Here is a 13,016-nt window from a genome sequence, read left to right on the forward strand (position 1 = left end):
CCCGGAAACTCCCGCAGGGGACATGGATCCCCCCACGGACATTATGGTCAGAGGGACGCACGAAAAAAAGGAGCGGATGCCCGCACATTCCCTCCCCGGGCAGGCGGGCCTTTCGCCACACGCCCCAGGGGTGCCCGGCGCCTCCCGCCGGCGCGCGGCGGTTCCACCCCGACGGCCCCGGACGCACCCGAACGCACCCGGATGAAGGAGACGCAGCGAATGGCCCACAGACATGCCGGGACGGTGCGCCGATCGGCCGTGACCGTGATCGGCGTCCTCGTCCTCGCCGGCCTCCCGGCCGCGGCCGGCCCCGCGACGGCGGCGGGATCGGCGCCGGACGCCGCGCGGCCCCCCGGCGCCGACCGGCCGTCGCCCCGCCTGCTCGACGCCCTCCGGCGCGACCTGGGGCTGACCCCGGACCAGGCGTCCCGGCGGCTGGCCAACGAGGCGGAGGCCGGCACCCGCGCGGGCCGGCTGCGCATGGCTCTGGGCGACCGGTTCGCCGGGGCCTGGGTGCGCGGGGCCACCTCCGAGGAGCTCACGGTCGCGACCACCGACGCCGAGGACGTGCCGGTCATCGAGGCGCAGGGCGCGAGGGCCGCCGTCGTGCGGCGGACGCTGGCCGACCTCGGGGCGGCCAAGGAGAAGCTGGACGCGGCGGCCGACCGCGTCCGGACCCTCGACACGCCCGTGTGGTACGTCGACGTGCCGGAGAACCGGATCGCGGTGCAGGCGACGAGCCGGGAGGCGGGGACCGCCTTCGTCGAGGCCGCGGGGCTCGGGGGCGAGGACGTCGGGATCCGCACGACGGAGGTCCGGCCGCGCCTGCTGCGGGACCTCACCGGCGGTGACGCCTTCTACGTCAACGACTCCGCGCGCTGCTCCGTCGGCTTCTCCGTCACCGAGGGCGACCGGCCGGGCTTCGTCACCGCCGGGCACTGCGGCCGTCCCGGCGACACGACGACCGGGTACGACCGGACGGCGCAGGGCGTCTTCCAGGCCTCCAGGTTCCCCGGCGAGGACATGGCCTGGGTGGCCGTCAACGACCAGTGGACGGTCACGCCCGGCGTCAGGGCGCAGGACGGCCGGGAGGTGCGGGTCGCCGGCTCGGTGCAGGCGCTCGTCGGGGCGTCGGTGTGCCGTTCCGGTTCCACCACCGGGTGGCACTGCGGGACCATCGAGCAGCACGACGTCAGCGTCAGCTACCCGGAGGGCAGGGTCGACGGGCTGACCCGGACGACGGTGTGCGCCGAGCCGGGCGACTCCGGGGGGCCGTACCTCGCGGGCGTCCAGGCGCAGGGCGTCACCTCCGGCGGCTCCGGCGACTGCACCGGTGGCGGCACGACGTTCTACCAGCCGGTCAACCCGGTCCTCGCGGAGTTCGGGCTCGTGCTGACCACGGCCGCCGCGCAGACGACGGCGCCCGCCCCGCAGGACGGCGCCGCGCGGGAGTGGGCCCCGGGCCGCGTCTACGAGGCCGGGGCCACGGTGACCCGCGACGGCGTGCGCTACCGGTGCCTGCAGACCCACCAGGCCCAGGGCGCGTGGGCGCCTGCCGGCACACCGGCCCTGTGGCAGCGCCTGTGACCTCCTGACCGGGACGGCTCCGGCCCCGCCGCGGTCCGTCCGTCCGGGCGGGGCCGGAGCGCGGCGGGAGGGCCGGGCGCGGCACCTCGAGGAGCGGGCCGGCCGGGATCCCCGCTACCGGAGCGCCGCGGCGTCACGTCCGGCGCGGGACCCGGTCCCGCCGGCCGGCGGCCGCACCCCGGTCAGGACGACCCCGCTGTGCGGACGGGTCGGGACGCGGTTCAGCGGGATCGTGAGGTTCTGCTCCGGCACCGTGTACTCCAGCCGGGCCAGCCGCACCGCGAGCGCCTCCAGCACGCCGAGGGTGACGCCCTCGCCGGGGCAGCGGTGGCCGGCGGCCGGGTCGCCGCCGCCCTGCGGGATCAGCTCGTCGCGTTCGACGGGCCGGTCGAGGAAGCGCCGCGGGCGGAAGGCGTACGGGTCGCCCCACAGCGCCTCGTCGTGGTTCTGCCCGTACACGTCGAGCACCACCAGTCCTCCGGCCGGCAGCCACTCGCCCCGCCACACCAGGTCCCGCGCGGCCAGCCCGCCGAGGAACGGCGCGAACGGGTAGAAGCGGCGCACCTCGTGCGTGAACGCGGCGGTGAACGCCGTGTCGCCGTCCGCCAGGGGCGCGCGGTGCTCCGGCCACCGGTGCAGGGCGTGCGCCGTGAAGGCGACGAACCAGGCGAGGGCGGCCGTCGGGCGGACGACGTTGAGCAGTTCCACCGCGGCCGTCTTCTCGTCGAGCGGTTCGCCGTCCGCGTCGCGGTGCCGGCACACCAGGTCGAACATCGAGTCCGCGGGGGCGGCGCCCCCGCCGGACCGCGCGTCCCGCACCAGTTGGGCCAGCCGGTCCTCCTGGCGGGCGCGGGCGCGCCGGGCCCGCAGGTGGCGCGGTCCGGCGGTGGCGAAACCGTCCACCATCGCGATCATGTCGCGGGCCGCCGCCCCGGCCCCGGAGTCGTCCAGCGGGATCCCGGCCCAGCGGTGGACACCGCGGGTGAGCACCGTGCCGGCCTCGTCGAACAGCACGACGGAGCCGCGCCGGCCCCACTCCGGTACGGCGTCGTCCCAGGCCGCGGTCACCTGCTCGACCAGTCCGGCGAGGCGTTCGGGCTCCGTCAGCGGCAGGAACAGGGCCTTGCGGGCGCGGTGGGCGGCGCCGTCCAGGGTGTGCACCGCCTCGCGGCCGAACAGGGTGGCGAGCACGGGCTCGGGTATCGCGCGGTGCCGGCGCACGTTGCGCTCGTCGTAGAAGAACCGCACCGCGTCCGGTCCGCGCAGCGCGAGGGCGGGGCGGCCCAGGAGCCGGGTGCGCACCACGGGGCCGGCGCTGTCGCGCATCCGGTTGGGCAGCCAGGCGTAGCCCTCGGTCAGCAGCGGCAGGGTACGGTCGATCAAAGGGCGGCTGAGTACGTCCATGGCCGCCGGGTGCCCCGACGGATCACCGGGACACTCCGGGAGCGGACGGGCCGTCCGGACGGGTGTGGCCGAGACCACGTGCCGAACGAGACCCGGGTCACGCCGGGAGGGCGGGACGGGGACTACCGTTTAGGTTAGGTATCCCTTACCTCACTCATCGGGACGGTCCGGCAGTGCAAGCAGATCTCTCTCCGGTCATCGCGGCGACCGCGCAGTGGCTGACCCGTTCCTTCCCCTCCCCCGGCGGGGTGTTCGCCTCCGCCCTGTGCGAGGCGCAGGCACGGCAGGCCGTGACGGTCGCGGCGTGGCTCAGGTATCCGACGGCGATGGACGCGGCCCTGCTGGAGCTGGCCGGTCCGGGGGGCTCGGGGCGGCTCGACTGGGTCACCGGCGCCGACGCGGCCGGCGCCGGCGCGGCGGACGCCTGGCGCACCTGGGTCGACGAGGTCGTGGCCAGCTGGGCCGCCTGTCTGCTCACCGATCCGGGGCTGGCCTCCCGCGCGGTGACCGCGCTCGCCCGGGACGGCGCGCACTCGGACGGCCTGCCGACCGAGTTCCGGCGGTTGCTCGCCCCCGACGAGGCCGACCGGCGCGCGGCGGCGCTGCTGCGCCACCCGGACCTGCTCGCGCCCGTGGCCGGGCTCCACCACTCCGGCCTGCTCGACCGGCTCGACCCGGACCACACCCTCATCGCCTGAGCCCCGGCCGCCCGGTCCGCGCCGGGCGGGAACGCCGGCCCGCGCCCACCGCGCGCCGCGGACGCCCCGTCGCTCCGTCCCACCTGCGAGAACGACGCGCCGACGACCGTCGTCACGCTCCGTCACTCACCGGATCGCAGTACACGGCCGTGCCGCGGCCGTGCCGTCGGCCCACGCTGCTCCCAGGGGTGCACGGCACCCCGGGCCCGGCGCCCCGGCCCGACGCCACGGGCCCCGGCCGCCCCGGTCTCCGACGCCTCCGACGGAGGACTGAGCGACATGACCACTGCCACATCCCGGAACTGGGAGCACGCCGTCGTCACCGGCGGTGCCGGATTCGTCGGCTCCCACCTGTGCGCCGCCCTGCTGGACGCGGGCGCCGCCGTCACCTGCGTGGACGACTTCAGCACCGGCCGGCCGGAGAACATCTCCCCGCTGCTCGAACGGCCCGGGTTCACGCTGGTGCAGGCCGACGTGGCCGAGGAGCTGCCGGTGCGGCGGCCGCCCGACCTCGTGCTGCACTTCGCCTCCCCCGCCTCCCCCGCCGACTACCTGCGGCTGCCGCTGCACACCATGGAGACGGGCAGCCTCGGCACCCGCAACGCCCTGCGGCTCGCCCAGGCCGCCGGGGCCCGCTTCGTCCTGGCCTCGACCTCGGAGGTCTACGGCGACCCCCAGCAGAACCCGCAGGACGAGCGCTACTGGGGAAACGTCAATCCGGTCGGCCCGCGCAGCGTCTACGACGAGGCCAAGCGCTTCGGCGAGGCGCTGACCACCGCCCACGCCGAGACCCACGGCACCGACACCTGCATCGTGCGGCTGTTCAACACCTACGGCCCGCGGATGCGCGGCCACGACGGCCGTGCCGTGCCGACCTTCGTCCGGCAGGCGCTGGCCGGCGAGCCCCTCACCGTGACCGGGGACGGGCAGCAGACCCGGTCGCTGTGCTACGTCGACGACACGGTGGCCGGTGTCCTCGCGGCCGCCGCCCACGGGATGCGCGGCCCCGTCAACATCGGCAACCCCGGCGAGATCACCATGCTGGACCTGGCCCGCCTCGTCGTCGCGCTCACCGGCTCCGCGTCGGAGATCCGCTTCGTCGAACGCCCGGTGGACGACCCGGCGGTGCGCTGCCCGGACATCACGCTGGCGGTGGACAAGCTCGGCTGGGAGCCGCGGGTGGGCACCGAGGAGGGGCTGCGGCGCACGATCGCCTGGTTCCGCGCCGAGGCGGGCTGACCGCGCACCGCCCGGCGGCCGGAGGACGGCCGCGGTCGTGACCCGTGCCGTCCGGCGGACAGCACGGGTCCGAGCGGTTCCCGGCCGGCGAGGCCGGGCGCCGGGCGCTGGGCGGCCGGGTGCGGCTGCTGGAGCTCCCGCCGCACGGCACGCTGCCGGTGAGGACCCGGGTGCCGGCGGGCGGGCGGCCCGTGGTGCGCGCCGGCCGGGGCGGCGGTACGCCCGGCGAACCGGACGAGGCGGTGCGGGAGGCGCTGGCGGGCGCACGGGCCGCCCCCGTCGCGGACCACGGGCGGGTCGTCCCGCCCTGCCGCGACGGCCGCTCCACGACCCTCCCGGCCCGCAGGGCGGCGAAAGCCGCGGCGGTGGCCCCGAAGGCCTCCGGTTCACGATCCGGCCGCGGGCCGGTCCGCCCGGGAGGGACCCCGGCCCGCGGCCGGGGCCGGACAGGGGCCGCGAACCGGAGGGGGAGCGAGCGGAGCGCGCGGCCGCCCCGGCCCCCGAGGGGCCGCCCGGGTCCTCACCCCGTGAGCCGGGCACGGTCCCCCGCGCCCGGAACCACCGCCGCCCCGGCCGGGCGGCCGGGGCGGACGGCCACCCGGTGTGCGGGGGCCCGGTGGGCGGGGGCGAGCGGGGTCGCCCGGGTCAGGCGGCCACCTCCAGCACGGGCCGGCCGGCCGCGTCGCCCTCCCCCGGCCGCGGTTCCGCGGGCGTGGTGGTCCGCCGGGGCCGCAGCAGGTGGCCCGCGCCGATCGCCCCGGCGATGACCAGTCCCCCGCCGACCAGGGCGCCGCGCGGTCCGGCCAGTTCCATGAGGAGGCCGAGGGCGGGCGGGCCGCCCAGGCCCCACACCGTGCCGATGCTGCCCCACACCCCCAGGACGCGTCCGCGCAGGTGGGCGGGCGGATCGGTCTGCAGGACGGCCGTCGCGGCGGTGTCGGAGACGGACTCGACGACGGCCATGGGCAGGACGAGCGCCAGCAGCACGGCCAGCGACGGCGACAGCCCCGCCACCACCTGCAGCAGCGCGCCCGCCGCCGCGAGGGCGCCGACCAGGCGCACGGACGGCCTGCGCAGCCGCGCGCCGAGCACCGCGCCGATGATGCCGCCGACGGCGAGGACGGTGGACACGGTGCCGAACGCCCCGGCGCCGCCCGCGAGCGGCCCGGTGACCAGGACGGCGAGCGTGAGCCCGTAGTTGCGGCCGAAGACCGCGCTGACCCCGGTGATCCCGGCGAGGGCGAGCAGGCGGGGCCGCCGTCCGAAGAAGGCCAGCCCCTCCCGCACGGTCATGTCCCGCCGCGCGCGCTCGCTCTCCCGGGCCACGCGCCGGGCCGCTCCCGGCGCCGGGCGCAGGAACGGGATGACCGCGGTCACGAAGAGGAAGGAGAACCCGTTGGCGAAGTACGCGGCGGCGGTGCCGAGGAATCCGACCGTCGCCCCGGCGAGCGCGGCGCCCGCGAGCCGGCCCGCGTTGAACACCAGCGCGCCCACGCCGATGGCGGAGGGCACGTCCTCGGCCGGGACGAGGTCGTTGCCCAGCAGGGCGCAGGCCGGGTTGTCGACGGTGGCGACGACGCCGGTGACGGCGGCCAGCACCATCAGGGACGTCATGTCGAGCCGGTCCAGCGCCACCAGGAGGGCCGTGGTGAACGCGATGGCGGCGAGCAGCGCCTGGCTGACGGCGGCCGTCCGCTTCCGCGGCCAGCGGTCGACCGCCGCGCCGCCGAGGACGCTCATGAGCAGGGCCGGCGCGGCCTGGACGGACATGGACAGGCCCGTCGCGGCGGCGGACCCCGTGATCTGGAGGACCAGCAGGTTCTGGACCGTGAGCTGCATCCAGGTACCGGCGTTGGACACGAAGTTCGCGACGGACCACCAGCGCATGCTGCGGTGCCTCAGGGACCGCCAGGGCGAGCGTGACGCGGCCCCGGCGGCCGGTTCGGCGGGCGTCGGGGCCGGAGTGGATCGGGCAGGGGTGGGTGAGGAAGACACAGTGCGCTACTCGGGGACGAGTCGGAGGACTCAGCGGGAGGGGTGCGGGAAGCGGAACGCCGGCCGCGCTGCGCGGCGGCTCCCCTCACCGGGACAGGGCGCGGACCATCGTGGCAGAAGGGACCGCCGAGTCGGTTCCGGACGTCCGGGCGTCACCGTGCCGTGCGCGCCAAAGGCCCCGCCGGGCCGGGAACTTGGGAAGCGAGTGGGGTTGCTCACAACGAGCGGACACGGGCGGGGCGAGGGCACGGGAGAGGGGCCCGCCACCGGGGCGGGCCCCTCCTGAGGGTTCCTCTGCGTCGCTGTGCGGCCGGTCCGCGTCAGTCGGCCTTGCCGCGTCCGCTCAGCGCGTCGCGGACCCGGTCGACCATGCCGACCCCCGGGGCCAGCAGCTTGTTCGCCGGGGGCTTGTCCGGGGCGGTGGGGTGCGGCCGGGTCGGGGCCGTCTTCTTCGCCTGCCGGACCTTGGCGCCGAGCCGGTCGAGCTCCTCCGGGGAGCAGGAGGTGCGCAGCATCGGGAACAGGTTCTGCTCCTCGTCGGCGATGTGCTCCCGGATCTCGCTCATCAGCATGCCGACGAGCCGGTCGAACTCGGCGTCGCCCGCGTCGCAGCCCTCCAGATCCTTCATGATCTGCTCGGCCTTGGCGTGGTCCTCGAGCTCCTTGTCCGCGAGGGTGTCGCCGTTGGGCACGTGTTCGCGCACGGCCGGGTAGAGGTACGCCTCCTCGGCGATCGAGTGCCGGACCAGCTCGATGGTGGCCTGGTCGGCGTACAGCTTGCGGTCCTCGTGGCCGGGCGGCAGTTGCTCGATCTTCCCGAAGAGCTCCTCGACCTCCCGGTGATCGGTCACCAGCTCGTCGATGACGTTCCCGCCGTGTCCCATGTCCTTCACCTCCGGTTCGCGGTGGCGCCCGGCCGGGCCCACCCGCCTCCCGGGTCCCCCGGCCCCCGGGAAGCTAACGCGGTCGTACGCGTCAGCGGGGCAGCGCGGACCGGACCCGGCCGACCGCCGCGGCGGGGCGGGCCCCGGCCCGGAAGGAGCGCTGCACGAGGTGGGCGTCGCGTCGCAGGTCCCGGGCGGCGTGCCGGCTGCGCCACAGCAGCGAGGGGGCGCCGCCGGTGTCGCCCGCGGTGATCAGCAGGCCGCCGAGCATGGCCAGGTTCTTGAGGAAGTGGATGCGCTGCTGGACCCGCTGGTCCGGGTCCTCCTCCTCCCAGAAGCGGTGTCCCGCGAGCGTCGTGGGCACGAGGGTGACGGCGAGCGCGAGCGCGGCGGAGCGGGGCATGCGTCCGGTGGCCAGCAGCAGTCCGGCCGCGACCTGGACGGCGCCGTTCAGCCGTACCGACTGTTCGGTACTGTCCGGCAGCACCGGGACGCGGTCGGCGACGGGCCGTACGACGGGCTCGGCGGCCGGGACGACGTACTGGGGGTGGCGGACGGACTCCAGCCCGCCCGCGACGAACATCGAGGCCAGCATCGGGCGGCCGACGATGCGCAGCAGACTCATGGCCTTCTCCTGGGGATGTCGGTGGTCGGGGGCCCCGGGTTCCCCTGCGGACGGGCGTCATTCGGCGGGGCCCGCCCGGTGACGCGCGGCCCGGCCGGCGGGACGGGCCCGCACGGGCCCGGGTGCGGTCAGCCCTGCGCGGACTGCTCCGTCCGGCTCCAGGCGTACTGGAGCCAGTCCGCCGCCGTGACGGCGGTCAGGCCGGCGCACAGCAGGCGGGCCGCCCTCGGCGCGCAGGCGTAGGTGCCGACCAGGCCGGCGGCCACCCAGGTGGAGGTGCAGAAGGGGCAGGTCACCAGGTCGCCCACGACCCGGCGTGCCCCGTCCCCGCGGGACCGGTCCATCACCTCGCCGGCCTCGGCCTCCCGCTCCCGGCGGGTGAACGGCGCCCGGACGAAACTGGTGATCTTGGCTTTGGACAGCAGCCGGGAACCCTTGAAGGTCGCCGTCGCCAGCAGGAAGAGGTCCCAGGGCGGCACGGTCTCGGGCGGCCGCACCCCGCGGCGCCGGGCCACCGCCGTGAACAGGGCGACGCCGGCCGTGAACGTGGTGGCGAGCGCGGCGTAGCCGCCCAGTGGCGTCTCGCCCTCGTCGTAGCCGGACTCCTGCGCCGTCATGGGACCTCCTCGGACTCGGTACGACCGGAGTGCCCCGGCGGGCCACCGCCACACGCGGCGGCGGACGACCTCACCAGAACCGGGTCGTGAGCGCGGGCTGGTGGACCGCCTCGACGGCGTCGCGCAGGCACAGGGCGACGGAGATGAGGGCGCGCAGGGCCGAGGGCCGCACGGTCTGGGCGGTCTCGGTGGCCAGGACCAGCAGGCAGGCCGCCGCCTGTTCCACCACGGGCACCGGGAAGGTGTAGTCGTGCTCGTCGGCCGCGCGGAACGCCTTCAGCGGGACGTCCGCTCCGTCGACGGCGCGCCGGGCGGCCTGCTCCAGGTGCGGCACGGCCTGCTCGCACAGGGAGGCGGGCAGGGTGAGGGTGCGCTGGAACGGTGAACTCGTCATGTCGAAGTGCTCCCCGGGGCGGCGCCGTCCGACCGGTGGGCGGCGGGTTTTTCACCGTCCCGCGTGACCGGTCGGCGCGCATGGGGGGCGCGGGGGTGCCGCGTACCCTGGAGCCGTGCCCGCCCCGCCCCCGTCCGTGGAGGAGCCCCGCCCATGACCGTGCGTCCCGGTGCGGCGGCCCGGCCCGGCGACGGACCGGGGGCCGTCGCGGCGCGGTTCACCGGACGGGCCGTCACCGGGGAGCGTGCGCTGTCCGGTTCGCTCACCGAGGTCGCCCTCGACGACGGCCGGGTGGTGGTCGTCAAGCGTGCCGACGGCGCGGACGCGGCGCGGGCCGAGGCGGCGGGGCTGCGCTGGCTGGCCGGGGCGGGGACGGTGCGGGTGCCGGCCGTGCACGGTCACGACGCGCACCGGCTGGTCCTCGACCGGGTGGCCGAGGGGCGGCCCGACCGGCGGGCGGCGGTCCGGTTCGGCCGCGCGCTGGCCCGGATGCACGCCGCCGGCGCGCCCGCGTTCGGGGCGCCGCCGCCGGGCGGTCCGGTGGAGGCGTTCATCGGGCGCGCCCCGATGCGCAACGTCACCGGCGACGACTGGCCCCGCTGGTACGCCGAGCACCGGGTGCTGCCGTATCTGCGCACGGCGGTCGACCGGGGCGCCGTCCGCCCGGACGAGGCGGGGGTCGTCGAGCGGGTCTGCGCGCGGCTGCCGGAGCTCGCCGGGCCCGCCGAGCCGCCCGCGCGGCTGCACGGCGACCTGTGGAACGGCAATGTGCTGTGGGGCGCCGACGGGCACGTCCGGCTGATCGACCCGGCGGCGCACGGCGGGCACCGGGAGACCGACCTCGCGATGCTCCGCCTGTTCGGCTGCCCCCACCTCGACGCGGTGCTGGGCGGTTACCGTGAGGCGGCGCCGCTCGCCGAGGGGTGGGAGGAACGCGTCGGCGTGCACCAGCTGTTCCCGCTGCTGGTGCACGCCGTGCTGTTCGGACGCGGCTACGCCGGGCAGGCGCTCACCGCGGCGCGGTCGGCCCTGGCCGGGTGAGCGCTCAACGGGTCACCACGTGCCGCTCGTCGGGCACGCAGTGGGTCATGGTGAGCCCCTCCACGTCGCGGGGCGGGTTGTCGCCGAGGTTGGCCAGCCGCTTGCGGTCCTCGTCCGTGAGGTCCTGGCTCGCCAGCGGCTCCAGGTGGGCGACGTCCTCCGGCATGATCCCGAGGCCCTCGCCGACCCGGCGGCCGAGGTCGTTCTCCACCAGCAGGAAGTGCCACACCATGCGCTCCTGCACCTCCCGGTCGCACTGGGAGATCTGGTCGATGAAGTTCTTCACCAGGTCGTCGCGCTCCCAGTCCTCCATCAGCAGGTAGCGCTGGCCGGCCTGCAGGTAGTCGTTGGTGCGGGGGATGCGCTTGCGGGTGAGCCGGCCCCGGATCTCCGGGCCCTGGTCGTCGTGCGTCGGGTACTGGGCCTCCCGCAGGCCGCCGGTGATCGACGGCTCGTAGTTGACGTGGGGGTTCTCCCCGCCGTTGTCCTGGTAGTACGCCATCTGGCCGTCACGCTGGTTGGTGCGCACCTCCGCGTTCCTGGCCTGGTTGACCGGGAGCTGGAGGTAGTTCGGACCGACGCGGTGGCGCTGGGTGTCGCTGTAGGAGAAGGTCCGGCCGACGAGCATCTTGTCGTCGGAGAAGTCCAGGCCGTCGACGAGGACGCCGGTGCCGAAGGAGATCTGCTCGCTCTCCGTGAAGAAGTCCTTCGGCATCCGGTTCAGCACCATCCGGCCGACCGGCTTCGGCGGGAAGTCCTGCTCGGGCCAGGTCTTGGTGTCGTCCAGCGGGTCGAAGTCCAGCTCCGGGTGGTCGTGGTCGTCCATCATCTGGACCAGCAGCTCCCACTCCGGGTGATCGCCGCGCTCCACCGCCTCGTACAGGTCCTTGGTGGCGTGGCCGAGGGAATCGGCCTGCACGTTGGCCGCGTCCTCGGCGGTCATGCTGCGCACGCCCTGCTTGGGCATCCAGTGGTACTTGACCAGCTTGGTGTCGCCCTCGGCGTTGACCCACTTGTAGGTGTTCACGCCGAAGCCCTGCATGTGGCGGTAGTCCGCCGGGATGCCGCGCGGGCTGAACAGGTTGACCAGCATGTGCATGCACTCGGGCGTCTGCGACATGAAGTCGAAGATGCGGCGCGGCTGCTGCTCGAAGGTGACCGGGTCGGGCTTGAGGGCGTGGATGACGTCCGGGAACTTGATCGCGTCCCGGATGAAGAAGACACCCAGGTTGTTGCCGACGAGGTCCCAGTTGCCGTCCTCGGTGTAGAACTTCACCGCGAAGCCGCGCGGGTCGCGGGCGGCCTCGGAGGAGTCCCGGCCGCCGATGACGGTGGAGAAGCGGACGGCCAGGTCGGTGCGCTTGCCCTGCTCCTGGAAGAGCTTGGCCCGGGTGTAGCGGGAGATCGGCTCGTCGCCCCACTTCCCGTACGCCTCGAAGTAGCCGTAGGCGGTGACGCCGCGGGCGTGCACCACCCGCTCGGGGATGCGTTCCCGGTCGAAGTGGCTGATCTTCTCCAGGAACTGGTAGTTCTCCAGGGTGGCCGGGCCGCGGGCGCCGACCGTCCGCTGGTTCTGGTTGTCGTAGACCGGATGGCCCTGCCGGTTGGTGAGTACCTTGCGGTCGTCGCCGGGAGCAGGGCCCTGGCTCGAAACGTCCGTCATGATCGTGGGCTCCTTCGGCTGCTCATGGCCGGTTGCGGGCGGACCGGGGCAAGGTGGTGCCCTCCGCCGACCGGTCGTGGCGGACGGCCCGGGTACCCGGCGCCGCGGTGGCACTCACACCACGGCGGTTTCTTTCCGGACCGTCCGGGCCGGACGGCCGGCGCACGGGGCGTCGCGCACGATCCGCCGGGGTGTGCGTACGAGGGCCATGCTGCCGTGCATCACCCGGGACGGCGACTCGGAGCGAACGCCCGCCCACGCGGGGTGACGCAAGGGAGTGGAGCGGGCCCGGCCGGGGCGGACGGCGGGGCCGGGGCGGCGAAGGGCCCGGCCCCCGTGCCGTCCACGGTGGCCGGGCCCGGAAGCGGCGTGCTCAGCCGCCGCCGAGGCGGGCGCGCAGGAGTTCCTTGCCCAGTTCGGCGCCCTTGCGGCTGTCCGCCTGGGCCTTGCGGAAGAGGTCGGCGACCTCGGTGTCCTTGGCGCGCTCGGCGTCCTGGATGTAGCCCTCCAGGCGCAGCGCGTTGCTCAGGCACGCTTCGACGTACCAGATCAGGTTGTAGTCCTTGTCCTGCGTACCGGTCACGCCGCCGGTCTCCGTCTCGCTGGTCATGGGGACCTCCCGTCCACGGTGCTCGTCACGGGCCCGTCCGCACCGGTCCGCGGTGTCCGGGCGGCGGGCCTCCACAGCGCCGGCCGGGTACCCGCCCCCGCCGGAGGCACACGGCGTCGACGAGCGGCCGGCGCCGCTTCGCCGGCCCGTCGGGTCCCGCGGCGGCCGCGCGGCCGGGGAGCCGCGGGGGCGCCGACCGGTCCCCCGCTCCGGTCGTGCCCCCGCGCCGACCGGAAACCTACGCGGACCGGGGGCGGCG

The 13,016-nt window shown here is 75.9% G+C and carries 12 protein-coding genes; 4 read left to right on the forward strand and 8 right to left on the reverse strand.

The genetic code is table 11. The features are described 5' to 3' along the window. The first annotated feature begins 219 nt into the window (after positions 1-219). Positions 220-1,587 (forward strand): trypsin-like serine protease, encoded by a 1,368-nt coding sequence (locus ACZ56B_RS26950; RefSeq protein WP_468795865.1) that lies wholly within the window; start codon positions 220-222, stop codon positions 1,585-1,587. A 114-nt stretch (positions 1,588-1,701) separates the two neighbouring features. Here ACZ56B_RS26950 and ACZ56B_RS26955 read toward each other — a convergent pair whose 3' ends face one another. After that, complete coding sequence (locus tag ACZ56B_RS26955; RefSeq protein ID WP_468795868.1) at positions 1,702-2,991, reverse strand: cytochrome P450; 1,290 nt, start codon at positions 2,989-2,991, stop codon at positions 1,702-1,704. Positions 2,992-3,164: 173 nt separating this feature from the next. On the opposite strand from ACZ56B_RS26955, the gene ACZ56B_RS26960 reads away from it, so the two are divergent. Continuing rightward, positions 3,165-3,689: a hypothetical protein gene (locus ACZ56B_RS26960; RefSeq protein ID WP_468795870.1), complete on the forward strand. Its 525-nt coding sequence runs from the start codon at positions 3,165-3,167 to the stop codon at positions 3,687-3,689. Positions 3,690-3,968: 279 nt separating this feature from the next. Continuing rightward, entirely contained in the window at positions 3,969-4,928 is a 960-nt protein-coding gene (locus ACZ56B_RS26965) for an NAD-dependent epimerase/dehydratase family protein (RefSeq protein ID WP_468795873.1), read from the forward strand. Positions 4,929-5,573: 645 nt separating this feature from the next. Here the strand turns inward: ACZ56B_RS26965 and ACZ56B_RS26970 are convergent. The 5 genes from ACZ56B_RS26970 to ACZ56B_RS26990 all read right to left on the reverse strand — a co-directional run bounded on the left by ACZ56B_RS26970 (position 5,574) and on the right by ACZ56B_RS26990 (position 9,443). Next, positions 5,574-6,815 (reverse strand): MFS transporter, encoded by a 1,242-nt coding sequence (locus tag ACZ56B_RS26970; RefSeq protein ID WP_468795876.1) that lies wholly within the window; start codon positions 6,813-6,815, stop codon positions 5,574-5,576. 428 nt (positions 6,816-7,243) lie between these two features. Then, positions 7,244-7,807, reverse strand: a complete 564-nt coding sequence (locus ACZ56B_RS26975; RefSeq protein WP_468795879.1) for a hemerythrin domain-containing protein — start codon at positions 7,805-7,807, stop codon at positions 7,244-7,246. Positions 7,808-7,898: 91 nt separating this feature from the next. Further along, entirely contained in the window at positions 7,899-8,432 is a 534-nt protein-coding gene (locus ACZ56B_RS26980) for a DoxX family protein (RefSeq protein ID WP_468795882.1), read from the reverse strand. 128 nt (positions 8,433-8,560) lie between these two features. Beyond that, positions 8,561-9,049 (reverse strand): DUF1360 domain-containing protein, encoded by a 489-nt coding sequence (locus ACZ56B_RS26985; protein ID WP_468795885.1) that lies wholly within the window; start codon positions 9,047-9,049, stop codon positions 8,561-8,563. Positions 9,050-9,119: 70 nt separating this feature from the next. Continuing rightward, entirely contained in the window at positions 9,120-9,443 is a 324-nt protein-coding gene (locus ACZ56B_RS26990) for a hypothetical protein (RefSeq protein ID WP_468795888.1), read from the reverse strand. A gap of 153 nt (positions 9,444-9,596) precedes the next feature. Here ACZ56B_RS26990 and ACZ56B_RS26995 point away from each other — a divergent pair, with 153 nt between their 5' ends. Next, positions 9,597-10,484, forward strand: a complete 888-nt coding sequence (locus tag ACZ56B_RS26995) for a fructosamine kinase family protein (RefSeq protein ID WP_468795890.1) — start codon at positions 9,597-9,599, stop codon at positions 10,482-10,484. A gap of 4 nt (positions 10,485-10,488) precedes the next feature. On the opposite strand, the gene ACZ56B_RS27000 is transcribed toward ACZ56B_RS26995, so the two are convergent. Next, positions 10,489-12,147: a catalase gene (locus ACZ56B_RS27000; protein ID WP_468795893.1), complete on the reverse strand. Its 1,659-nt coding sequence runs from the start codon at positions 12,145-12,147 to the stop codon at positions 10,489-10,491. A 373-nt stretch (positions 12,148-12,520) separates the two neighbouring features. Then, the gene (locus ACZ56B_RS27005; protein WP_468795896.1) at positions 12,521-12,757 is read right to left on the reverse strand and encodes a hypothetical protein; all 237 of its coding nucleotides are present in this window, start codon (positions 12,755-12,757) and stop codon (positions 12,521-12,523) included. Positions 12,758-13,016 lie beyond the last annotated feature (259 nt).

This window comes from Streptomyces sp. NPDC034670, from assembly GCF_055574875.1.